Here is a 21149-nt window from a genome sequence, read left to right on the forward strand (position 1 = left end):
GCCAAAGGTGGCAACATCGCGCCTTTTTTTACGCGACACCCACGGGAATCCACGTTCAAACACCCGTTCGGTTGTTGATGGGGCGACAGTCTGCTGCGCCGATGCGACAACCTGCCACACGCCATCCGTTTACCGCTCGTAGCGCTGTTGGCTGCCATTGAAACGCTATGCTAGCTTGGCCGCCTCGCCAGGAAGGCCAACCAACAGCAGGAGCGCAACATATATGAGGAACGCACATGGCTGAGGCCACGCCCGCGCTTGAAATCCGCAACTTGCACAAACGCTACGGACAGCTTGAGGTGCTCAAAGGCATCTCGCTGACCGCCCGCGACGGCGATGTGATCTCGATCCTGGGTTCCTCCGGTTCCGGCAAGTCCACGTTCCTGCGTTGCATCAACCTGTTGGAAAACCCGCATCAGGGCCAGATCCTGGTGGCCGGGGAAGAACTCAAGCTCAAGGCCGCCAAGAATGGCGAACTGGTTGCCGCCGATGGCAAGCAGATCAATCGCCTGCGCTCCGAGATTGGTTTTGTGTTTCAAAACTTTAATCTGTGGCCGCACATGAGCGTGCTCGACAACATCATCGAAGCGCCGCGCCGCGTGCTCGGCCAGAGCAAGGCCGAAGCCATCGAAGTCGCCGAAGCGCTGCTGGCCAAGGTCGGCATCGCCGACAAGCGCCACGCGTATCCGGCGCAACTGTCCGGCGGCCAGCAACAACGCGCGGCGATTGCCCGCACGCTGGCGATGCAGCCCAAGGTGATCCTGTTCGACGAACCCACCTCCGCCCTTGACCCGGAAATGGTCCAGGAAGTACTTAATGTCATCCGCGCATTGGCCGAAGAAGGCCGCACCATGCTGCTCGTGACCCATGAAATGGGCTTCGCCCGTCAGGTCTCCAGCGAAGTGGTGTTCCTCCACCAGGGCCTGGTAGAAGAGCAAGGATCGCCACAGCAGGTGTTCGAAAACCCGCTTTCGGCGCGCTGCAAACAATTCATGTCCAGCAACCGCTAACGGAGCTACCCGCATGCAGAACTACAAAAAGGTCTTCCTGGCCGCCGCCGTCACCCTCGCGTTCAGCGCCGGTGCCATGGCCGAGACCCTGAAGATGGGCATCGAAGCGGCTTACCCGCCGTTCAACAATAAAGACGCCAGCGGCAACGTCGTCGGCTTCGACAAAGACGTCGGCGAAGCGCTGTGCGCCAAGATGAAAGTTGAATGCACCGTAGTGACCTCTGACTGGGACGGCATCATCCCGGCCCTGAACGCCAAGAAGTTCGACTTCCTGATCTCCTCGATGTCGATCACAGACGAGCGCAAGCAAGCGGTGGACTTCACCGACCCGTACTACTCCAACAAGCTGCAATTCATCGCGCCGAAAAACGTCGACTTCAAGACCGACAAGGCTGCGCTGAAAGGCAAGGTGATCGGCGCCCAGCGTGCGACCCTGGCCGGCACCTTCCTGGAAGACAACTTCGGTGACGACATCACCGTCAAGCTGTACGACACCCAGGAAAACGCCTACCTCGACCTGACTTCCGGTCGTCTGGACGGCATCCTCGCCGACAAATACGTCAACTACGAGTGGCTGAAAAGCGACGCCGGCAAAGCCTATGAATTCAAGGGCGACCCGGTGGAAGAAAGCGACAAGATCGGTATCGCTGTACGTAAAGGCGACCCGATCCGCGAGAAGCTGAACGCCGCGCTGAAGGAAATCGTTGCCGACGGCACCTACAAGAAGATCAACGACAAGTACTTCCCGTTCAGCATCTACTGATCCTGACCTGCCGGATCGGCGCCGTTACATGACGGCGCCGATCCCCGGCCTTGCCTGCCGCGATTTGAAAAGAAATCCATGATTATCGACCTCTACGGATTCGGCCCGGCGCTCTTCGCCGGCGCGCTGATGACCGTCAAACTGGCACTCTCGGCCCTGTGCCTGGGGCTGGTGCTCGGTCTGCTCGGCGCCTTGGCCAAGACTTCCCCGTACAAGCCGTTGCAATGGCTTGGCGGAACCTATTCGACACTGGTGCGCGGCGTCCCGGAATTGCTCTGGGTGCTGTTGATCTACTTCGGTACGGTCAACGCGATGCGCGCGCTCGGTGAGTTCCTCGGCAATCCCGAACTGGAACTCAGCGCCTTCGCCGCCGGCGTCATCGCGCTGGGTCTGTGCTTCGGCGCCTACGCCACGGAAGTGTTTCGTGGCGCGATCCTCGCCATTCCCAAAGGCCACCGTGAGGCCGGCGTGGCCCTGGGCCTGTCGAAATGGCGGATCTTCACCAGACTGATCATGCCGCAAATGTGGCGTATCGCCCTGCCCGGCCTGGGCAATCTGTTCATGATCCTGATGAAAGACACCGCGTTGGTGTCGGTCATCGGCCTGGAAGAAATCATGCGCCACGCGCAGATCGGCGTGACCGTGTCCAAGCAGCCATTCACCTTCTATATGGTGGCGGCGCTCATGTACCTGTGCCTGACCGTGCTGGCGATGATCGGCATGCACCTGCTGGAAAAACGCGCCGCACGCGGCTTCGCGAGGAGCGCTCAATGAATTGGGAAGTCATCATCAAGTGGCTGCCGAAACTGGCCCAAGGCGCGACGCTGACACTGGAACTGGTGGCCATCGCCGTGATCGCCGGTTTACTGCTGGCGATTCCGCTGGGCATCGCCCGTTCTTCGAAGCTGTGGTATGTGCGCGCTTTGCCCTACGCCTACATCTTCTTTTTCCGTGGCACGCCGTTGCTGGTTCAACTGTTCCTGGTCTACTACGGCCTGGCGCAGTTCGATGCGGTGCGTAACAGCTCGATGTGGCCGTACCTGCGCGATCCGTTCTGGTGCGCCACAGCGACCATGACCCTGCACACGGCGGCGTACATCGCCGAAATCCTGCGCGGCGCGATTCAGGCGATTCCGCCGGGTGAGATCGAAGCGGCGCGGGCATTGGGCATGTCCCGACCTAAAGCGCTGTTCTACATTATCCTGCCGCGTGCCGCGCGCATCGGCCTGCCGGCCTACAGCAACGAAGTGATCCTGATGCTCAAGGCCAGCGCCTTGGCCAGCACCGTGACCTTGCTGGAACTGACCGGCATGGCGCGCACCATCATTGCCCGCACTTACTTGCCGGTGGAGATCTTCTTCGCTGCTGGCGTGTTCTATCTGGTGATGGCTTACGTGCTGGTTCGCGGCTTCAAACTGCTGGAACGCTGGCTGCGCGTCGATGCGTGCCAGGGACGCTAATTCTTCTGACGTGCTGACGGGCGAGGCCCTACTCGCCCGTTTCACGGCACTGGATACATTTCTCACAACGCATCAGGCGCTGTGGAAGCCTCGCCCGTTCACTCATCTGCAACTGCCTTGGGAAGCGTCCTACGCGGAGCTGGCCTTGTGGCTACGCAGGCGGTCGCTGGAAGATGCGGAAAACGCCCACAACCAAACTGCTGAACTCTTGGATGCGCCGGAGCCGTTTGCTTCATTGGCGGCGTTGTCGCTTGAGTTGAGTTCGGTCGGTGAGCTGCCTGCACATACGCTGGAAGCCGCCGGGCATCGTCTGAATGTCGATGTACCGGGGCGCAAATGGCAGCAGATCGAAGCCTTCGCCAGCCGCTTGTCGTTTGCCTCGCAACCGAAGCACTGGCTGGATTGGTGTTCGGGCAAAGGGCATTTGGGACGGCGTCTGCTCGGCGCTGGCCAGCAACTCACCTGCCTGGAATATGACCCGGCGCTGGTTGCCAGCGGTCAGGCGCTGAGTCAGCGGCATCACCTGCATGCGCTGCATGTGGAGCAGAATGTGCTCGCGGCGAACACCGCTTTATTGCTGAGCGCCGAACACACGCCTGTTGCCCTGCACGCTTGCGGCGATCTGCATATGCGGCTGATGTATCTGGCTAGTGCCGCCGGTTGCCGACAATTGGCTGTTTCACCGTGCTGCTATAACCGGATCAGTCGCACTGAATATCAGGCGTTGTCCTCCGCAGGTTCGCGATCAGACTTACAGCTCTCGCTGGAAGATCTTTCACTGCCAATGAGCGAAACCGTCACCGCTGGTGCCCGCGTCCGACGTCAGCGTGACACCTCCATGGCCCGGCGACTGGCCTTCGACCTCCTGCAACGGCAAGTGCGCGGCGTCGACGAATACCTGCCAACGCCTTCTCTGCCAACCGCCTGGCTGGACAAATCGTTCGCCGATTACTGCTGCGACCTGGCAGCGTTGAAAGAGTTATCCACAGTCGGCTCGCCAGACTGGGTAGCACTGGAAGCCGCCGGTTGGCAGCGATTGGCCGAAGTTCGCAACTTGGAATTGCTGCGCGGACTGTTCCGACGGCCGCTGGAGCTTTGGCTGAATCTGGATCGGGCACTTTTCCTCTCCGAACAGGGATACGCCGTACGCCTCGGCACCTTTTGCGACACGCCGCTCACACCGCGCAATTTCCTGTTGCTGGCCGAACGCGTTTAATCTTTCACAGCCTGTGGATAACTCTGTTGATGGAATTATCGTGGATCCAATATCCACGGCTGTTTCAGGCCATTAACAGCGCTGGTCATTTTTTGTTCACATAAATAAAAAACCGGCAAAACAGGGATTTGCGACTCAAATGAGAACCCGTCCACAAAAACCTGCCTAAGCCCGCCCTCTTCAGAGCCTGTTGTGCATAAGCCCTCGACCAAAAGGACATAACCGCCGAATCGCGGACGCCGGCAACGGGCAATTGCGCCTGCCATCCGCCCTTGCTATACAGACTTACGCCGTGCAGGTAGCGCACGCCCGAACAAGAAAAATCTGACCGACAGGAAGCGACCGTGACGTTCATTTCTTACGCACAGAATTTCGAGGACGTTCGCCTTTGGCGCGCCCTGCAGTATTTTGAAAACGGTTTTTATATCGACGTCGGCGCCAATGACCCGATCCACGACTCGGTCACCAAGGCCTTTTACGATCGCGGCTGGCAAGGCATCAATGTCGAACCGATGCAGAACTACCACGACGCACTTCGCAAACATCGCCCCCGCGACACCACGCTGCAATGCGTAGCCAGCGACCAGCCGGGCGAACTGACCTTCTACGGCATTCCCGACACCGGCCTGTCCACCGCTGACCCGGTCGTTGCGCAAGAACGCAAAAACCTTGGCATGGACGTGCAAAGCCTCACCGTCAACGCACGCACACTGACCTCGATCTGCGAAGAGCACGCCGCCGAGCGACCGATCCACTTCCTGAAAATCGACGTCGAGGGCCATGAAGAAACCGTCCTGCGCGGCATGGACTTCAGCCGCTTCCGCCCATGGATCATCCTCATCGAAACCCCATGGGAGCGCGACCACACCTGGGAACACCTGGTGACCGACGCCGGCTACACCAACGTCCTGTTCGACGGCCTCAACAGCTTCTTCCTGGCCAACGAACACATCAATCTCAAACCCGCGTTCGACCTGCCACCGTGCAACCTCGACAACTTCCAGCTATGCAAAGGCCACAACCTCGCCCACCCGGTAAACCCGGCACTGGAAACCGCCCTGCAACGCGCCGAACAAGCCGAAGCCGAACTGCACGCCATGCAAAACAGCCGCGCCTGGCGCACTGTACAAAAACTGCGCAACGTCCTGCGCCGGGCGTGATTCGCAGAGGGCGCAAAAATAGTCTGAATTCAGGGGTTTACAGAAGCACCCGAGTCGCTATAATCGTCGCCCACACGCCGGTATAGCTCAGATGGTAGAGCAACTGACTTGTAATCAGTAGGTCCCGGGTTCGATTCCTGGTGCCGGCACCATACAAGGTTCCAGAGAAGGCTTTCAAAATCTCTGGAACCCCCGAAAAACCCGCCTTCTGGCGGGTTTTTTCGTTTTGGAGTTCCATCGGTTTCCGTCAGAAACTTGTGGTTTCCAACCGTTTTAAGGGTAGAGTTTGGGATACAGGTCACTTCGATAAAAGGGAGTACCCTTATGTCGCGCACTACAGCTCCGCTCTCCGACGCAGCTTGCCGCTTGGCAAAACCTACAGACCGCGCCTACAAGCTTTTCGACGGCGATGGCCTCTACCTCCTAGTCCAACCCAATGGCCGCAAAGGCTGGCGGCTCCGTTACGTCAAACCTGACGGACGCGAAGGACTGACCTCGTTCGGCAACTACCCCGTCATTGGCCTCGCCGATGCGCGCCGCAAGCGCTTGGAGGTCAAGCGAATGCTGTCGGATGGCATTGATCCAATAGAGACCAAGCACCAAGCCAAGGCGGAAGCCGTGATCAAAGGCAGAACCTTTGAAAGCGTTGCGCTGGACTGGCACACGGAAATGTCGGCCAAGTGGGCGCCGGGCCACTCCAAGACTGTGATGAGCCGCCTCAAAACCCACGTATTCCCGCTGATCGGCGCCCGCGCCATTGTCGACCTCGACACCCATGACCTCATGCAGCCCTTGGAAGCGATCAAGAAGCGCGGAACGATAGACGTTGCTTTAAGGGTACAGAATTACCTGCAGAGCATCATGCGCGAAGCAAAACGCCTCCGGCTTATCACCATAAACCCTGCTTATGACCTCGAAGGCTCGATCAAGGCCCCGCGTGTGGTCCATCGCCCGGCTCTACCCTTATCGCGACTGCCGGAACTGCAGGAGCGGATCGACACCTATAAAGGCCGAGCACTTACCCGTCTGACGGTGATGCTGTCGCTGCATGTGTTTGTACGATCCAGCGAACTGCGTTTCGCCCGCTGGAGCGAGTTCGACCTCAAGCGCGGCACCTGGGAGATACCGGACACTCGACCCGCGTTGGAGGGAGTACCCTTTTCCACAAGGGGTACGAAGATGGCAGGGGATATCCACCTTGTACCCTTATCGCCGCAAGCCGTGGCCCTGCTTGAACAGATCCACGCCCTCACCGGCAAATTCGACCTGGTGTTTGCAGGCGATGCCAAGCCCTGGAAACCCATGTCCGAAAATACCGTGAACAACGCGCTACGGACGATGGGATACGACACCAAAACCGATATCTGCGGACATGGGTTTCGTTCGATGGCCTGCAGCGCACTGATCGAGTCAGGATTGTGGTCGGAGACAGCTATTGAACGGCAGATGAGCCACAAGGAGCGCAACAACGTCCGCGCCGCTTACATCCACAAGGCCGAGTTCATCGAGGAGCGCAGGCTGATCATGAACTGGTGGAGCCGGTACCTGGAGGCCAACCGGCAGGAGCATGTCACTCCACACGAATTCGCCAACCAGATTGGAGATAACGTTACTCGGATAAAGGCGAAGCCTGGTATTGGCGCAGACAGGAGGAGTTGATATGGATATCTCAACCGCACAAAGCATCAAGCTCGCCATTGTGTCGGCAACCGGACTGTCAAAAGACGCGTTGCATATCTATTTGGGCATGGCGGTCTATTTAACGCTGACCGTTGGCACCCGACGATTCAGACCATACCTTGGCTGGCTGGTTGTTTTCATCATTGCGTGTGCAGGCGAGTGGGTAGATCGGCGAGATGATATTGGAAGCTTCGGATACTGGCGCTGGCAGGCAAGCGCTCACGATGTTCTCAACACGTTGTTTTGGCCGACGGTGCTAACACTGCTTTGGCTTTTAAAGTGCCGCAGTAAAGTAAGCGTACATCCGTAAGACTCTCGCAATCTGCTCTGCCATGCGGGTCCATCCAAACAGGGCTGCAAAGCCGCCCTGCTTGGATGGACCTCACTTAAAAAATCTAAAGCCCACGCAACTGTCTGTGGAAAACCACTGATTTCCACCGGTGGATAATTTCATCCACAGCCGCAGAATTCCCGAAAACTCGAGCCTTGACCCAAATTATCCACAGGCGTAGAAAAGATCGGGCAAGCGCTGTCGTTGACAGCAGCCCAGGTAGTCAGAACCTTTAAGGCTACGCCACACCGTGGTGGTTCTCCCAAAGTGCGATTAGCGTCCGGCGGCTCGAACGGTCACAGCGATGTGATGGATGCCTACTTTTACCAGTGTGCCCACTGCGGCAACTTCCCCCTTTCATAGCTGCCTTGCAGCAACCTATCCGCTTGGCCATTTCCTTGCGCCAACCTGCGCCCGTCTCTTTCTCCCGGAAAGAGACGGGCGCTCCTACCGCTGCTGCAGCCCAACTCGTACAAGGCTTTGCGGCATTCCCCCTCGTGACAATCGGCGTGACAAACACCGACGTCACCAGCAACAGCGATGCAGATGATGGTGCCGCAGCCTACGGAATGGACTGCACCTGACTGACAGTCAGGCATGCCCCGGTCATCGCATTACTGCCTTCACCCGACTCAGGATCTCGCGGCGTTGGTCTCGTCAGCCAGTGCAGCCCCCACCCGCCCACCTCTTCGGAGGTGTTCAGGAGGCCAGATCATGAGATGCCCAAGCTCCCGGTCGTAAAGAGCCGCCAGTCCTGCGTTAGTGGACAACCCTCACAGGTCGCAGGGGCCTCGATCCCTGATAACACTCAACATTCGTGGCGGGATGACGTGGGGAAAGTTTCAACGGTTTGGTTTCAACAGGAGTGTGATCATGGCATTGGTAGGTAGACGGGATGGGCGAAATTTTGGCTATGGTCGGCAGTTGAGCTATGCCGGGCCGCAAGCGCTGAAAGATCTGTTTGGCGGCGGGCACTACGGGACGGTCAAGGCGCACAGTGATCGTTGGCAGGCTTTTGTGCGCTGGTGTCGGTCGGAGGATGGGCCGGGGTTTAATGATGCGCGGCAGATTGATCGGCAGACCTTGATGGACTACGCCGGACATCTGCGCCAACAAGTTGACCAAGGTGAACTCGCCATCGCCACCGCGCAAAACCGGCTGTCCAGCGTGAACCGAACCATGGCCGCGCTTCGCGGTGATCAATATATGAAAGTGCCGAACCCGAGCAAGGCGCTGGGAATGCGGCGCACCAGTATCCGGATCGTGCCGCCGCAAGGCCAAGACCGCGAACATGTGAAGCGGGTCGTAGAGGCGCTCTATGGACATCGGCAGTCGCGCGCAGCCGCTATCGCATTGTTGGCCCGAGCCACCGGTATGCGCTTACGCGAGACGATTTTGGCCGACCTTCCCCGTCTAAAACGTGAAGCAGAGCAATTCGGCAAGATCAACATCCAGGACGGTACCAAAGGTGGTCGTTCAGGCGCGTCAGCACCTCGTTGGATTACGGTAGATGATCATATTCGTGACGCATTGAGGCTTGCCGAACAGGTCTCGCCCGACGGTAGTCGCAACCTGCTTGCACCGAACGAACGCTACCTCGATTTCTTGCAGGGAATCGTCCGACCCGCACGGGACATCCTCCATAAGCACAACCTCGAAGGCTTCCACGAGTTGCGGGCAGCCTATGCGTGCGAACGCTATGAGCAAATCATCCAGCATCCTGCGCCCATCAACGGTGGCCGTTACTACCAGCTCGACCGACACCTCGATCAGGAGGCCCGGGTGCAAATCAGCTATGAGCTGGGGCACCGTCGTACCGACGTAGTTTCGGCTTACATCGGGGGTCGAGCATGAGTAAGGCATTCGATATAGAGCTGTTCCTGGCGAGCGTCCTAACTGGATCTCATACCACACGCCAACGCCACCTGCGTCAGGCGAAGGCTATCCAAACAGCAATAGCTGATCGCTGGCAACGCGACAATCCATGGGCCTGGCAGCAAAAGCATCTCGCATGGTTTCTGGAAAACCACGTAGGGGACAGGAGTGAAGCCACGCGGTATTACTACAAGCTAACGATCAAGCGGCTGATCTACCGGCTCGGAAAGTCGTGGTCGTTACCTTAGAGCAAGATTGAGGCGCGGCTGGTTTTGCCGCGTTACTCAGTTGCCCCTCAAGTCATTGGCTATCCATTCTTGAGCGCGCAGATGCCCGATGAGTCCCGGCCAATATGCTGCACAGTAAGCTATCGATGAGGTTACACCCAATGCACTCAATAACGTCCATCGAACCATACGAGCAGGATTTCTTCGTCCACGAAATGGTGATGGTACGCTCACACAAAATTCGCTACTGTTGAGTTACCGCTCGTCTGGCGAATCACAAGGTGTAACCTTCATAGTGAGAGGCGACCAGCCTTAGAGACGTTGAGCTTAGCGGGTTTGCTTGAGTTAACCGGTACCTTGGGTTGCTGCAATGGCACCTGCGAAATGCACGTTGAGCACTTCACCTGGCCAGGAGGGCAAGGGACAATGGGAAATCAGCACGACCGGCAATTTCTCTTCGGAAACGATTTCCTATGACCAGAAAATTTAAGTGGACCAACGCATCGGTGCTGTCTTTTGCCGAGGGTGTTAGCCCAGTTGAGGCTATGGAAACAAAAGCCAGGAATTTGGTGCTCCGCGCTATGGATGATGGGTGGGGCGGCCCCCCTTTTGATCCGTTAGCTCTGGCGAAATGGCTAGGTATCCGAACCGAGGCGCGAGGCGACATACCTGATGCCCGTCTATTAGCTTCAGAGGACGGTGGAAGGCATCTCGAGTACAACCCCATGAGACCACGAGGCAGACTTCGATTTTCGATCGCTCACGAAATCGCTCACACGCTTTTTGATGATTGGGATCACGAGGTTCGTCACCGTAATGGAGATACTGCTACTCAGAAAGACAACTGGCAGCTCGAAGTTCTATGCAACATCGGTGCTGCTGAGCTCTTAATGCCGCTAGGAAGTTTTACGGAATTAGCAGGCGAAGAGTTATCCATCCAGAAGGTGATGGATGTCAGGAAGTCTTTTGACGTATCAGTTGAAGCCTGTCTTATTCGCTTAATAAAACTTGCACGCACCCCGTGTGCTGCTTTCTGTGCGTCCATGCACGATCATGAAACTTATCGCATCGACTACATCATCCCTGCGACAGGATGGGACTGCCCCCTGCCAGTGGGACAATCCTTTTCACACGACGGCCCAGTGGCCGAAGCGAGTGCAATTGGTTTTACCTCTGTAGGCCAAGAAGAAGTTTTGGGCTCAAACTATCGAGTTGAATGTGTTGGGCTAGCTCCCTACCCAGGACAAGTAGTACCACGTGTCGTCGGTTTTTTGACTCCATCACAACCGACAGACTACGAAGCTCTCGTGGTTACTGAGGTAGACGGGGACGCCCTCGTCCCGCGGGGTAGTGGCCCCAAATTGGTAGCTCACGTGATTCCAGACACTAGCTCTACTTGGGGAGGAAATGGTTTCGCTTCTCAGGTCCGCAAGAAATTCCCTCACGTATGGGAACAATTTCGTAGTGAGACTTGCGCACTAGATAAAACGCCTAAGCTTGGACAAGTCTTCGTTGCCAGAATGGGAGAAGGTATCAGCGTCGCCCATATGGTCGCACAGCGAGGCTACGGGGCATCGAAAGGTCAGCAACTCGGCTATGAAGCTTTTGCAAAGTGTTTGTCTGAAGTGCGCGTAAAAGCCCTTGAAATGGGCGCCACAGTGCATATGCCAAGAGTTGGGACAGGCCACGGGGGAGCTAACTGGGAAATAGTCAGAGAACTTATCACTGAAGAGCTTGTTGATAAGGGCGTTCCTACGACGATTTACCGGCTGCCGGTATAACCTTAACAAGTCGGCCGACAGGGATGACGGATGAAGCATAGAGCGATTGTGTTGTCGGGTCGAGTTTGCGCAGGTAAGTCAACACTTGCCAGCCTACTTACAGCTCGCGCGAACGCGACTTTGATCAAGACGAAAGACTTGATTTACCAATTTTTACCGAAGACTAAACATACAAGGCGAGCCTGTCATAGTGCGGGAGTACGACTGGATCGAGACAGCAAAGGTAGCTGGATTTCTGATGCATTGAACGAACGGCTAATGAATGAGAAGGAATTAGGCCTGATCGTAGTTGACTCTGTTCGCACTGCTGCACAAATCGAGTATTTGAGGCACAGCGGATGGATTGTCACGCATGTTCATCTAGACGCCACCCCCAATACGTTGGCAGGTCGATTCTCTTCTCGCCCTGCCAACGAGGAGGGATTGACTTACGCACAAGTTGCCAATATCCCCACTGAAAAACATGCGGCAGATCTAGCCAGGGTCGCAGACGTGTTAATAGACTCGGATCGGTGCAACGCCGACGACGTCTATGCACGCGTGATCGCACGTATAGAGACCCGCCCTCTACTGACCTCTCCCATTATTGATGTGCTTGTCGGGGGACAATATGGAAGCGAGGGAAAAGGAAATATTGCTCATTTTATGGCACCTGAATATGACGTTTTGGTGCGAGTAGGTGGGCCTAACGCGGGACACAAGGTGTACCGCTTCGATGAGGAGCCTTATACATTTCGTCAGCTCCCATCCGGCGCCCTAGGAAACAAAGATGCAACACTTGTCATCGGCGCAGGTGCCGTAATCGGACTTGATGTACTTCTTAGGGAGATCAGTGAGCTCTCCATCAGTTACGACAAACTGTTGATTGATCCTCAGGCCATGATCATTAACGCCCATGATATTAGGTGGGAAGAAAAAATTCTCAAAAACGCTATTGGATCGACGGCACAGGGGATCGGCCGTGCAACGGCTAGAAAAATCCTGGGACGAACACCTGGTAGTAGCGTTAAAATGGCGAAAGATATCCCGGCGCTAAAACATTACCTTAGAGACACGGTTGAGTTTTTTGCAGGATGCTTATCCGGCGGAAAAAGAGTCATGCTGGAGGGGACTCAAGGAACATCGTTGAGCCTACATCATGGACATTACCCCCATGTAACATCACGTGCTACCACTGCAGCTGCTTGTTTGGCTGAAGCGGGTCTTTCGCCTCGTCATGTAAGACGAATCGTTATGGTGTGTCGAACCTATCCAATAAGGGTGGGCGACTCGGTTACAGGACAAACCTCTGGCTTTATGAGCCAGTTCATCGATTTCGCAGAAATCGCGCAACGATCAGGAATAAAGCTTGAAGAGCTAACTGGAGCCGAAGTCGGATCGGTTTCTCATCGTCCTCGTAAGGTGGCTGAGTTTGATTGGGCGCAGCTACGGAAGTCGCTACTACTGAATGGACCTACAGACATAGCTCTGACTTTTGCAGACTATTTAGGTGTGTCTAATCGCCGTGCGTATCGGTACGAGCAACTGACGGACCAAACCCTACGTTTTATTGAAGAAATTGAGAAAGTCAGCGGCATTCCTGTGTCTATGATTTCAACTGCATTCAACGAAAGAAATATCATCGACCGCAGAATGTGGTAATCGATTCGGAGATTTAATATGGATGTCGCCGCACTTATTAATAACTACCCTCGACTCTTCCACATGGCGGAAGAAGGTTCTTGGCCATCGATCAAAAAGCACGGTCTTTTGAGCACCGCCGCGGCTTTAGATCGCTATTCCATACAGGGAGCGAGCCGGCTAACGCTCGAAGAGGGACATCGCGCGGAGAAAGTTAAAGTCGGAGCTCCCGCAGATTTTATCGTATTACGAGATCAAAAACCTATGGAGCCATCCCGCTTGGCACGGGCATTGACCGATGGAACGACTCCAGCTGAATGGTACAAATTTTTGAACTCGAAGGTTTTCATGTGGGCTGAGGAAACGCGGCTTTTTAAGCTGTTGAATGCTCGTGGCTATGGAAAGCTAACCCACGACGTGCTGACTATTGATACTGCTGCCTTGATGGCTCAGTACGAGAACGCAGTTTGGTTATGCCATATGAACTCAGGTAACACGTTCCCAATGTGGCATGCGCGTGGAATGGATACATTCAAAAGAATTGCGAACTATCCAACAAAAAAAAGATCTGAAGCGCCAGCAAAAAAAGTAGTCGAAGTTGTTGTGGATTACCACATCCCTAACATTGCTGACTTTGTAGTCGAAGTCAGGTCAATTCAAGGCAAAAACATTCTTGGAAATATTGCATTGTAAGGTTGGTGACCATGACGACCACAAAGAAACTAATAGTTCTTTTAAGCGGTCCAATCGCTGTCGGAAAGACATCGTTGCGCGAAAAATTGATTTCGGACTTTGATTTTCACACAATTCAATCGAGCACTTACCTTAAAGACCTGGCAACAACACGAAAAATTGACGCAACTAGACACAACCTTCAAGAGCTTGGTGACTCTCTGGACAGGGAAAGCAACTTTCGATGGATTGTAGACAACGTCGCATTGCCGCTAATAAGTTCAAATCCTAGCTATTCGCGATGGATCATTGATGCCGTCCGAAAACCTGAGCAAGTCGAGCATTTTCGCGACGCGTTCGGGGATAGCGTTCTACATGTTCATCTAACCTCTACGGAAGAGATTCTCGAATCTCGCTACAACGCACGGAAAAAATCAGAAGATAGCAGTGACAGAAACATCCCTTACAACGAAGTAACCTCACATCCAAACGAGCAGTGTTCACGCAGTCTAATAACTTTAGCCAATATAGTTATAGACACATCAAAGCTATCTCCGTTAGAAGCAGCCAACCATATCTGCAAAAGACTCAAAATAAATACAATAAACTAAACTTTCAAATACTCACTTTAACGGAAGTTAAGCGCACACGTCAGAACGAAGCCCATACCTAAAATTGGTATGGGCTAATATAGCATACAAGAAGTAGAGCGCTATCGTTGAAAACGATGAGTTTCTCTGTTCATTTGAATTGCAAGCAAATGCCCTTTTGGATCATCCGCCTGAAGTACCATCGAATCCTTTTCAAGTTGGACGATAGTAAACTCATCCGAGGTTCCCTTAGGTATTGCGTCGCTGAGAGCAGGAAAGTCTTTACCTGTGATAGCAACGATCATTTTCGGGTCAATTCTCTTAGAGTCAATCTCAATAAACTTCGGATGAGACTTTATATCCATTAGTTTAATAATGATACTCTTCGAGTCCGCAGACCACTCGCCGGCGCCATCTACATCGTAGAGGATACGAAACTCTTGCTTATTCACTAACCCCTCAAGTTTCATTTGGCCGCTGAAGTTATAGCTTCCATTCTTCAAGTACTCTGTCGTACCATTAATCTCCACCGTACCGTTGGAGGAAGGATAGGAATACCTGCTAGACCAAATGCCATAGACACCAGGATTTCTTGGCTCACTCGGCGCTGATGGAAGAACTACAGCTAAAACCGCAAATACTCCTCCAACAACGGTTGATACTGCCACTGAGACCTTCGTAAAGGTTGAAATATTAACTTTATACATATTATCCTTTGAATTAATTATTATCTTAGTGATACACGAAGCCCTCGCCACCATAGAAATAGAGCTTGGACATTATTTTGGGAAAAGCTAGCCAGGGAGACGTAACGTCTCCCCAAAATCCACCTTGCTAGAAGTCGAACGAGAGTTGCCCTGGGGGGCTACGATAGTGATCAGTGACGTCCTCCCACCTCCCAAAGCGAAAGCGAGGATAGCGATGGACGTAAACAGTTTTGACGCGGTGTGCCGGCGAGCGGCGGTACTTACGGACTGACGCCATTTTGGTCAGATCTCCTTGCTGTGTTAGGCCGGAGAACTGCTCTTACCGACCAGCGGGCACAAGGTTTCCTTGCGCTGGCGCTGGTAGGCTGCTAAATTTCGCACGCGAACTTGAAATCAGCGGAACAGAGCGATGGTAGCCATTCCATCGCTTTTATTTGATAAGGGCCACTCGAAGCGCCAACTTCTGTGGTCCTTTTTCATTCCAGGTAGCCTTCTTTCCTTAAAGAGTAAATTCGAATCCCTGCGGATTTTTTTGATACTCCATATTTAACTGCAATTTGAGAGGCATTTAGTCTCATACCCGAAAGCTCACTTGCAGGAATAAGCAGCTCCGCAGCAAATCTATCTGCCTGCCACTCAGAGTCTTCGTAAAAATTGTGAATTCGCGGAGAAGAGGGATGATGTCTCGCGAAGCCAAGCCTGTCAGAATTATGCAGAATTAGATGACCTAGTTCGTGAGCCAACGTGAATCGAGACATTCGATCCCCCCGTACCGCACCAGACCATACTGACTGTTTCACTCGAATCAGATGCCTATCGGGAAAAGCGAGGGCAAGGACATCTGAAGGGAATAAGTTATCCTCCTGAATATCGTAGTCCCATCCTTTCGACTGCAAACCAAACTCATAGAGTTCAATAATATCTACGTTACCGGGTGGCAAAGAGAATATAACTCTAAACTCCTCAGCCACCTCCCTAATTTTACGGCTACTCAAAGGGGCGACCCTAACCCCTCGCGGCTTCGATTTCTCCATCAACTCACATCCTCTAGTACCTTATTCAAACGATCCAAAATTTCTAATCGTACTTGGTCTGTAACGCCAGGCAGCTTCCTGGCAAAAGCTCCCAGAACTCCCTTCTCTAAATCCTCAAGTTTTTCCACATTTATTGCCGATTTACTTTCGTCAGCCGCTCTTACAAGATCATCTTTATTAAAGTTACTGTTAGTAGCCGAAAAATATTCAATAGTTTTTTCTAGTAGTTCATCATTCACTGGCTTCCTACCGGTCTCCACGGCGGAAAGGTAGGCTTCTGAGTAGCCTATAGCCTCTGCCATTGCATTCAGCCTTACTCTGGCCTGAATGCGTAATTCACGCACTTTTTGGCCGAAAGGCGTCAGGTTCATGTTTTCCCCTCCATTGTTAGTCTCCATGACCTCCCCGGCGGGAAGGACTACAGAGCATTGCTTTGATACTTGTAGGGAATATACACCCTAAAGAACGGAAAAACAACCTAAAAGGAAGATTTTCTGCCAGCCTAGGTTTCTTCGGTGCTTGGCACGCCACTGTTCGCGGAAGAAGGCCCCAGCGGTGGTTTTCCTGAACAATCCTTAGGAATGGGGGGCAGTAGGATTTAATAGTTCAGTATTCGTTCTGGGGCGATATCTCTCTCAAACGATCATTGGCCACGCAGCTTCCGCTGAGGGCTTCGGCGGAAACGTAAGGTGAAAACCAAGCGCTTAAGGATAGAAATAGGGGTAGACAAGAGCTCTAAATAACCACAACTTATTGATATTATTGTAATTATTTTTGTTTTTCGACTCCTGGTGCCGCACCATACAAAACGAAGCCCCTGCAGAAATGCAGGGGCTTTGTTGTTTCTGGAGTGTCCACATTTCCGATCATCGGCAACCGTGTTGCCAGTTTCTAGTCGCAACAATCCGTAGACGATTTCACCTCAGGCTGGCTGCAAATCCCGCAATGCTTCCGGATGCTGGCTAGCAACACGCAACAATGTCTGTGCCGCCCCAGTCGGCTGCCTGCGACCCTGCTCCCAATCCTGCAACGTCCGCAGACTCACACCGATCAACTTGGCGAACGCACTTTGCGAAACGCCCACCTTGGCCCGCGCTTCAGCAGCCGCCGAAAGTGGCACCTCTGTCACACGAGCTGCTTTTCCCGCCTTCATTTGGCGGACAGAGTCCAGCAAGTCCTGCTGGAATTGCTCCAGTTCATTGACCATCGCTGATTTCCTCCTTCAGTTGCTTAAGGAAGGCTGCGGGCAGGTTGTCAAATTTGGCCTTGGTGTAGGCAATCAGCAACCAAATTGAGCCTTCGGAAAGCGTGTTGTAATAAATGACACGTGTACCACCTCGCTTGCCCATTCCGCTACGAGACCAGCGAACCTTGCGAAGGCCTCCGCTACCCGGCACGACGTCACCAGCCAGCGGGTTTGCGGCAAGCCAGTTTATGAATTCATGCCGCTCACCATCGGCCCAGATACCGTCAGCATAGCGCTTGAAAATTTCGGTTTCGATAATGGTATACATGGGCGGAACTATACGGCTTTGCCGTATAGATGGGCAATGCACGTTTGTCTGATGAAGAGTTTGGCAGCTTTGGGAGGGCAGGGTTTAGACGACCTGTGTGTACCGATGCACGTTGCTCAAACCACGTTCAATACACAGGAGCTTCCCCAGTATCGGATGAGTATTCGAAAAATAGATCTGTCACCTTTTCTCTGTCACCTTTTCTCCTCAGACTGAGTGAAACACACTCAACGACACGTCTAGACCGCGGGCGAGAAAGAAGCGCGAGCGCGCCTGATCAGCGATGACTGGCTGACTGATACACTGAACGAACATAATAAAAACGAGGGGGATCAGTGGATGCCGTATCAACGAGAGGAAGAGCTTGAGAGGGCATTCGGTCTTCTGATCGCACTGATGGCAGACATGATAACTGCGCAGGCAACGCAGCATGATCCGAAAGCGGAAGTTCCTGGGTGGATGTTCAGTCAGCATGATCTGGCAAAGAAGCTGTTCCGTCATATGTGTTCCGCGCGAACCTTACTGGAACCCTCTCCGTTTCAAAATCAAACCATCCCATCACGCAGCTTTATTGACCACTCTTCAATAGCGGTTCTGACTCGTTCGTCGCTTGAGAACTATCTGGTGATGACGTGGCTCCTCAGCGGTGGAAACCAATCCCTACAAGAGTTCCGACATAATGTTTGGGAGTATTGTGGGTGGAAAAAACGGAGCAAAATGGCTGCCACCACAAATGATGCTCGGACAGTCAGACAGGCAGCCGAAGACGATGCTGTCGCTTTGTGGCCTGAGATCCAAGGCTCTCCGCACTTCCAAAACTATACTGAAGCCCAACAAAAAAGCCTTCGTAAGGGTGACTGGGGCGTTGGCTGGAACTGGAACGACTTAGCATTAGAGGCGGGTTTGCACAGAACCTACTTCACCTCGATCTATCCTTTTTTGAGCGGCCATGTGCACAGTGATTTCATCGGGGCAATTCAGAACGGCCAAGCGAACAACTTGCAAGATCAGTACATGCTGGGATCGGGCCATCTAATGGTTATCGTCATGCTGCTTGGACACTTCGCACATCATTATGCGGGCGTATTCCCCCCTGCCAGGAACGTTTTGCATGGTGCGGGTGAGGCACGCGTGATCGCGGAAAAGTGGAATCTTCGGGCCGACGATATGGATTTCCTTTACCAGCCGCGTGAATGAACTTTCCGAATAAGGTCCTATTCGTCCGACGTCTGGGCCAACACCCACGTAACAAGCGAACCGAAGCCCGCGAAGCATGCGGGCTTTGGTGTGTCCGCACGCAACAAAAATTCACATAAGACATTGTTTTTATTGTTTAAAGCACCTTTCCGTAATCAATAGATCTCGGGGGCGATTCCTGGTGCCGGCACCATACAAAGACGAAGCCCCTGCAGAAATGCAGGGGCTTTGTTGTTTCTGGGGCTTGGGTTTTCCGCGTCAAATGAAAAAGCCCCCGACAGCGATCGCTGTCGGGGGGGGGGGGCTTTTCTCCAATCCTAAGCAGCTTCAACCGAAAGCAAAATCCGCCGCCCAAGCTGCTGCAACGCACGCTCGACATTCTCGATCTTGGAATGATGCAGGAAACCGACTAACCGATCTACCTGGGGTCGTTGCACCCCCAAGCGACGTGCAAGTTCAGCCTTGCTGACCCCAGACTCCAAAAGCGTATTCCACAGCCCAACCTTTGCGGCAGTCAGTGCAGGCAGACGCAACACCGCGTCACTTTCCTGCTCTCCCGCATCACCTGTCGGAATCAACCGGCGATCATCTACGTAAATCGACAATGCCGTTTCCATCGCATCAATGGCGCCGTCGAGTGCTTCCTCGAGGGTGTCGCCTGCGGCGTGCATCTCTGGAATTTCTGCGCAGGACAACCAGACACTGCTCGGCTCCTCGTGGACTTCCAACGCATATTCGAACATCACGCTTCCTCTCATGGGGGTACAACTGGGTCCAACTGCATGCCGAAACTCGATGTCGCTCGCGCACATCACTCGTCGCTTCGGTAGATCGAACGTGCAACATATTTGTTACCCATGCAACGTAAGTGTTGCATGCGAGTATGTCGGCCACCTCGCCACAACCTGGCCACGATTGCGCTCCCCCCTTCCCTCAAGCTACCGTCAAACCCGTCGCTACCAACTCAGCGACCGGGCCTGATAACCCGCGTAAGATACAGGCGCACCAGCGCGCCCCAACCCACGTTTGTCGGCGCTTTTTCATGCCTGCAATTCCGTGTAATGGCGGCTGTGCGTGGGAGGTCTTCGGACCTGCCGGGTTCCTGTATCTCCGGTTTATCAGCCTGCGCATAGCTGCCACCCATTCGCCTGATAACGAATTGGCAGCGCTCATTTGATACAGGGAGTTTCACAAATGATTAGCATCGATCCGTCCAAAGTCTGCCCTTTTCACCTTCCAGCAAACGGTAGGTGAAGCCATGACCAATCCCTACGATCTGAAAACCCTCGGCCTCACCCATTTTTCCTTCCAGTCCAACCACGCACTCTTCCGTACCAACTCCGGCGTCCCGGTCGTCACCGCCCTCTCCCACGCCTCGCATCTGCTCCACATTTCCAAACTGCTCACGTCAGATACCTCTGCCGCCAACGACCCGGAACTCCACGCCAGTGCCTCGCAATATTTGCAGGAGTTGAGCAAGGCGCTGGTCGATGACGCGGTCAAAGTGTTGAGTCCAGATCCATAAACCGTCGCGCACAAAAAAGCCCTCGTATCGCTGCAAGGGCTTTGTACTACCGCATCAATCAATGCCCAGCGCTCTGCCCGCCATCCACGTGCAGAATCTCCCCCGTCACAAAATTCGCGTTATCGAGATACACCACGGCCTGCACGATATCGTCGATTTCGCCCATGTGCCCAACCGGATGCAGCGCGCCCAGTGCCGCGTGGGTTTCCTCGCCATGCATTGGCGTCTTGATGATGCCCGGCGAGACCGCGTTCACCCGTATTCCGCGTTTGGCGTATTCGATGGCCAGGGATTTGGTGGCGGCGTTGAGGCCGCCCTTGGTCAGCGAAGCGAGGACCGAGGGCACGCCGTCGATGGCGTGGTCGACCAGGCTGGTGGTGATGTTGACCACGTGGCCCTTGCCCTGTTTTTCCATCTCGGCGATGGCCAGTTGGGTGATGTAGAAGAAGCCGTTGAGGTTGACCGACAGCACCGCCGCGTAGTCTTCCGGGGTGTAGGCGGTGAACGGTTTGGCGACGAAGATGCCGGCGTTGTTGACCAGGGTGTCGATACGGCCGAAGCGTGCCACGCCTTCGCTGATTACGCGCTGTGCGGTGGCAGGATCGCCGATGTCGCCGGCGATGGTCAGGATCTGCGGATCGTTCGACGGCTTGATCGAGCGCGAGGTGGCGACGATGTTGTAGCCCAGTTCACGGAAGGCCTTGACCATACCTTCGCCCAGACCTTGGGAAGCACCGGTGATAACGACGGTTTTTTTCGAGTTGCTCATGATGAAATCCTCAATCAA

23 protein-coding genes and 1 tRNA gene are annotated in these 21149 nt (G+C 54.1%); 17 read left to right on the top strand and 7 right to left on the bottom strand.

All coding sequences use genetic code 11. From position 1 onward, the window contains the following. The first annotated feature begins 236 nt into the window (after positions 1–236). From PMI24_RS07835 to PMI24_RS29760, 15 genes are all read left to right on the top strand, one after another. Positions 237–1010, top strand: a complete 774-nt coding sequence (locus tag PMI24_RS07835) for an ABC transporter ATP-binding protein (protein WP_007897462.1) — start codon at positions 237–239, stop codon at positions 1008–1010. A gap of 13 nt (positions 1011–1023) precedes the next feature. Then, a complete protein-coding gene (locus PMI24_RS07840) occupies positions 1024–1773 on the top strand; it encodes an ABC transporter substrate-binding protein (protein ID WP_007952563.1) in 750 nt (249 codons plus the stop codon). Positions 1774–1851: 78 nt separating this feature from the next. Beyond that, the gene (locus tag PMI24_RS07845) at positions 1852–2547 is read left to right on the top strand and encodes an ABC transporter permease (RefSeq protein WP_007952567.1); all 696 of its coding nucleotides are present in this window, start codon (positions 1852–1854) and stop codon (positions 2545–2547) included. Beyond that, complete coding sequence (locus PMI24_RS07850; RefSeq protein ID WP_007952568.1) at positions 2544–3233, top strand: ABC transporter permease; 690 nt, start codon at positions 2544–2546, stop codon at positions 3231–3233. Before PMI24_RS07845 ends, PMI24_RS07850 begins: the two co-directional genes overlap by 4 nt. Next, positions 3214–4449: a methyltransferase gene (locus tag PMI24_RS07855; RefSeq protein ID WP_007952569.1), complete on the top strand. Its 1236-nt coding sequence runs from the start codon at positions 3214–3216 to the stop codon at positions 4447–4449. The genes PMI24_RS07850 and PMI24_RS07855 overlap by 20 nt, the downstream gene beginning before the upstream one ends. 344 nt (positions 4450–4793) lie before the next feature. Beyond that, positions 4794–5609 carry an FkbM family methyltransferase gene (locus tag PMI24_RS07860; RefSeq protein WP_007952570.1) on the top strand — a complete coding sequence of 272 codons (816 nt, stop codon included), beginning with the start codon at positions 4794–4796 and terminating at the stop codon, positions 5607–5609. A gap of 76 nt (positions 5610–5685) precedes the next feature. Next, a tRNA-Thr gene (locus tag PMI24_RS07865) sits at positions 5686–5761 on the top strand. 172 nt (positions 5762–5933) lie between these two features. Continuing rightward, a complete protein-coding gene (locus tag PMI24_RS07870; protein WP_007952572.1) occupies positions 5934–7268 on the top strand; it encodes a tyrosine-type recombinase/integrase in 1335 nt (444 codons plus the stop codon). 1 nt (position 7269) lies between these two features. Next, positions 7270–7599, top strand: a complete 330-nt coding sequence (locus tag PMI24_RS07875) for a hypothetical protein (protein ID WP_007952573.1) — start codon at positions 7270–7272, stop codon at positions 7597–7599. Positions 7600–8493: 894 nt separating this feature from the next. Beyond that, the gene (locus PMI24_RS07880; protein WP_007952575.1) at positions 8494–9474 is read left to right on the top strand and encodes an integrase domain-containing protein; all 981 of its coding nucleotides are present in this window, start codon (positions 8494–8496) and stop codon (positions 9472–9474) included. Then, positions 9471–9743 carry a hypothetical protein gene (locus PMI24_RS07885; protein WP_045121690.1) on the top strand — a complete coding sequence of 91 codons (273 nt, stop codon included), beginning with the start codon at positions 9471–9473 and terminating at the stop codon, positions 9741–9743. Before PMI24_RS07880 ends, PMI24_RS07885 begins: the two co-directional genes overlap by 4 nt. 452 nt (positions 9744–10195) lie before the next feature. Beyond that, positions 10196–11503: an ImmA/IrrE family metallo-endopeptidase gene (locus PMI24_RS28755; RefSeq protein ID WP_007952578.1), complete on the top strand. Its 1308-nt coding sequence runs from the start codon at positions 10196–10198 to the stop codon at positions 11501–11503. A gap of 30 nt (positions 11504–11533) precedes the next feature. Next, a complete protein-coding gene (locus PMI24_RS07890) occupies positions 11534–13144 on the top strand; it encodes an adenylosuccinate synthetase (protein WP_007952579.1) in 1611 nt (536 codons plus the stop codon). Between the two features lie 18 nt (positions 13145–13162). Beyond that, positions 13163–13816: a DUF7002 family protein gene (locus PMI24_RS07895; RefSeq protein WP_007952580.1), complete on the top strand. Its 654-nt coding sequence runs from the start codon at positions 13163–13165 to the stop codon at positions 13814–13816. Positions 13817–13827: 11 nt separating this feature from the next. After that, positions 13828–14406 (top strand): AAA family ATPase, encoded by a 579-nt coding sequence (locus tag PMI24_RS29760; protein ID WP_007952581.1) that lies wholly within the window; start codon positions 13828–13830, stop codon positions 14404–14406. 101 nt (positions 14407–14507) lie between these two features. Here the strand turns inward: PMI24_RS29760 and PMI24_RS29205 are convergent, their stop codons facing one another. The 5 genes from PMI24_RS29205 to PMI24_RS07915 form a co-directional block, all read right to left on the bottom strand. Continuing rightward, on the bottom strand, positions 14508–15092 hold the full coding sequence (locus tag PMI24_RS29205) for a hypothetical protein (RefSeq protein WP_007952591.1): 585 nt from the start codon (positions 15090–15092) through the stop codon (positions 14508–14510). 476 nt (positions 15093–15568) lie between these two features. Next, positions 15569–16126 carry an ImmA/IrrE family metallo-endopeptidase gene (locus PMI24_RS28765; protein ID WP_007952593.1) on the bottom strand — a complete coding sequence of 186 codons (558 nt, stop codon included), beginning with the start codon at positions 16124–16126 and terminating at the stop codon, positions 15569–15571. Next, entirely contained in the window at positions 16126–16497 is a 372-nt protein-coding gene (locus PMI24_RS28555) for a helix-turn-helix domain-containing protein (protein WP_052026225.1), read from the bottom strand. Before PMI24_RS28555 ends, PMI24_RS28765 begins: the two co-directional genes overlap by 1 nt. 551 nt (positions 16498–17048) lie before the next feature. Continuing rightward, the gene (locus tag PMI24_RS07910) at positions 17049–17333 is read right to left on the bottom strand and encodes a helix-turn-helix domain-containing protein (RefSeq protein ID WP_007952602.1); all 285 of its coding nucleotides are present in this window, start codon (positions 17331–17333) and stop codon (positions 17049–17051) included. Continuing rightward, a complete protein-coding gene (locus PMI24_RS07915; protein ID WP_007952604.1) occupies positions 17323–17640 on the bottom strand; it encodes a hypothetical protein in 318 nt (105 codons plus the stop codon). Before PMI24_RS07915 ends, PMI24_RS07910 begins: the two co-directional genes overlap by 11 nt. A 339-nt stretch (positions 17641–17979) precedes the next feature. On the opposite strand from PMI24_RS07915, the gene PMI24_RS07920 reads away from it, so the two are divergent. After that, positions 17980–18837, top strand: a complete 858-nt coding sequence (locus PMI24_RS07920) for a DUF5677 domain-containing protein (protein ID WP_007952605.1) — start codon at positions 17980–17982, stop codon at positions 18835–18837. Positions 18838–19154: 317 nt separating this feature from the next. Here the strand turns inward: PMI24_RS07920 and PMI24_RS07925 are convergent, their stop codons facing one another. Next, positions 19155–19580: a type II toxin-antitoxin system HicB family antitoxin gene (locus PMI24_RS07925; protein ID WP_007952606.1), complete on the bottom strand. Its 426-nt coding sequence runs from the start codon at positions 19578–19580 to the stop codon at positions 19155–19157. A gap of 515 nt (positions 19581–20095) precedes the next feature. Here PMI24_RS07925 and PMI24_RS07930 point away from each other — a divergent pair. Then, a complete protein-coding gene (locus PMI24_RS07930) occupies positions 20096–20362 on the top strand; it encodes a DUF3077 domain-containing protein (protein ID WP_007952607.1) in 267 nt (88 codons plus the stop codon). Positions 20363–20420: 58 nt separating this feature from the next. Here the strand turns inward: PMI24_RS07930 and PMI24_RS07935 are convergent, their stop codons facing one another. Continuing rightward, positions 20421–21131, bottom strand: a complete 711-nt coding sequence (locus PMI24_RS07935) for an SDR family NAD(P)-dependent oxidoreductase (RefSeq protein ID WP_007952608.1) — start codon at positions 21129–21131, stop codon at positions 20421–20423. Between the last annotated feature and the right edge of the window lie 18 nt (positions 21132–21149).

This window comes from Pseudomonas sp. GM25 (genome assembly GCF_000282255.1).
Taxonomy (GTDB): Bacteria; Pseudomonadota; Gammaproteobacteria; order Pseudomonadales; family Pseudomonadaceae; genus Aquipseudomonas; species Aquipseudomonas aphyarum.

Coding starts and splice junctions, on each gene's coding strand:
- PMI24_RS07880 (WP_007952575.1), top strand. CDS start 8,494: ATGGCATTGGTAGGTAGACGGGATGGGCGAAATTTTGGCTATGGTCGG.
- PMI24_RS07850 (WP_007952568.1), top strand. CDS start 2,544: ATGAATTGGGAAGTCATCATCAAGTGGCTGCCGAAACTGGCCCAAGGC.
- PMI24_RS07855 (WP_007952569.1), top strand. CDS start 3,214: ATGCGTGCCAGGGACGCTAATTCTTCTGACGTGCTGACGGGCGAGGCC.
- PMI24_RS28765 (WP_007952593.1), bottom strand. CDS start 16,126: ATGGAGAAATCGAAGCCGCGAGGGGTTAGGGTCGCCCCTTTGAGTAGC.
- PMI24_RS28555 (WP_052026225.1), bottom strand. CDS start 16,497: ATGAACCTGACGCCTTTCGGCCAAAAAGTGCGTGAATTACGCATTCAG.
- PMI24_RS07935 (WP_007952608.1), bottom strand. CDS start 21,131: ATGAGCAACTCGAAAAAAACCGTCGTTATCACCGGTGCTTCCCAAGGT.
- PMI24_RS07890 (WP_007952579.1), top strand. CDS start 11,534: ATGAAGCATAGAGCGATTGTGTTGTCGGGTCGAGTTTGCGCAGGTAAG.
- PMI24_RS07835 (WP_007897462.1), top strand. CDS start 237: ATGGCTGAGGCCACGCCCGCGCTTGAAATCCGCAACTTGCACAAACGC.
- PMI24_RS29760 (WP_007952581.1), top strand. CDS start 13,828: ATGACGACCACAAAGAAACTAATAGTTCTTTTAAGCGGTCCAATCGCT.
- PMI24_RS28755 (WP_007952578.1), top strand. CDS start 10,196: ATGACCAGAAAATTTAAGTGGACCAACGCATCGGTGCTGTCTTTTGCC.
- PMI24_RS07915 (WP_007952604.1), bottom strand. CDS start 17,640: ATGTATACCATTATCGAAACCGAAATTTTCAAGCGCTATGCTGACGGT.
- PMI24_RS07920 (WP_007952605.1), top strand. CDS start 17,980: ATGCCGTATCAACGAGAGGAAGAGCTTGAGAGGGCATTCGGTCTTCTG.
- PMI24_RS29205 (WP_007952591.1), bottom strand. CDS start 15,092: ATGTATAAAGTTAATATTTCAACCTTTACGAAGGTCTCAGTGGCAGTA.
- PMI24_RS07845 (WP_007952567.1), top strand. CDS start 1,852: ATGATTATCGACCTCTACGGATTCGGCCCGGCGCTCTTCGCCGGCGCG.
- PMI24_RS07925 (WP_007952606.1), bottom strand. CDS start 19,580: ATGTTCGAATATGCGTTGGAAGTCCACGAGGAGCCGAGCAGTGTCTGG.
- PMI24_RS07840 (WP_007952563.1), top strand. CDS start 1,024: ATGCAGAACTACAAAAAGGTCTTCCTGGCCGCCGCCGTCACCCTCGCG.
- PMI24_RS07895 (WP_007952580.1), top strand. CDS start 13,163: ATGGATGTCGCCGCACTTATTAATAACTACCCTCGACTCTTCCACATG.
- PMI24_RS07930 (WP_007952607.1), top strand. CDS start 20,096: ATGACCAATCCCTACGATCTGAAAACCCTCGGCCTCACCCATTTTTCC.
- PMI24_RS07870 (WP_007952572.1), top strand. CDS start 5,934: ATGTCGCGCACTACAGCTCCGCTCTCCGACGCAGCTTGCCGCTTGGCA.
- PMI24_RS07875 (WP_007952573.1), top strand. CDS start 7,270: ATGGATATCTCAACCGCACAAAGCATCAAGCTCGCCATTGTGTCGGCA.
- PMI24_RS07885 (WP_045121690.1), top strand. CDS start 9,471: ATGAGTAAGGCATTCGATATAGAGCTGTTCCTGGCGAGCGTCCTAACT.
- PMI24_RS07910 (WP_007952602.1), bottom strand. CDS start 17,333: ATGGTCAATGAACTGGAGCAATTCCAGCAGGACTTGCTGGACTCTGTC.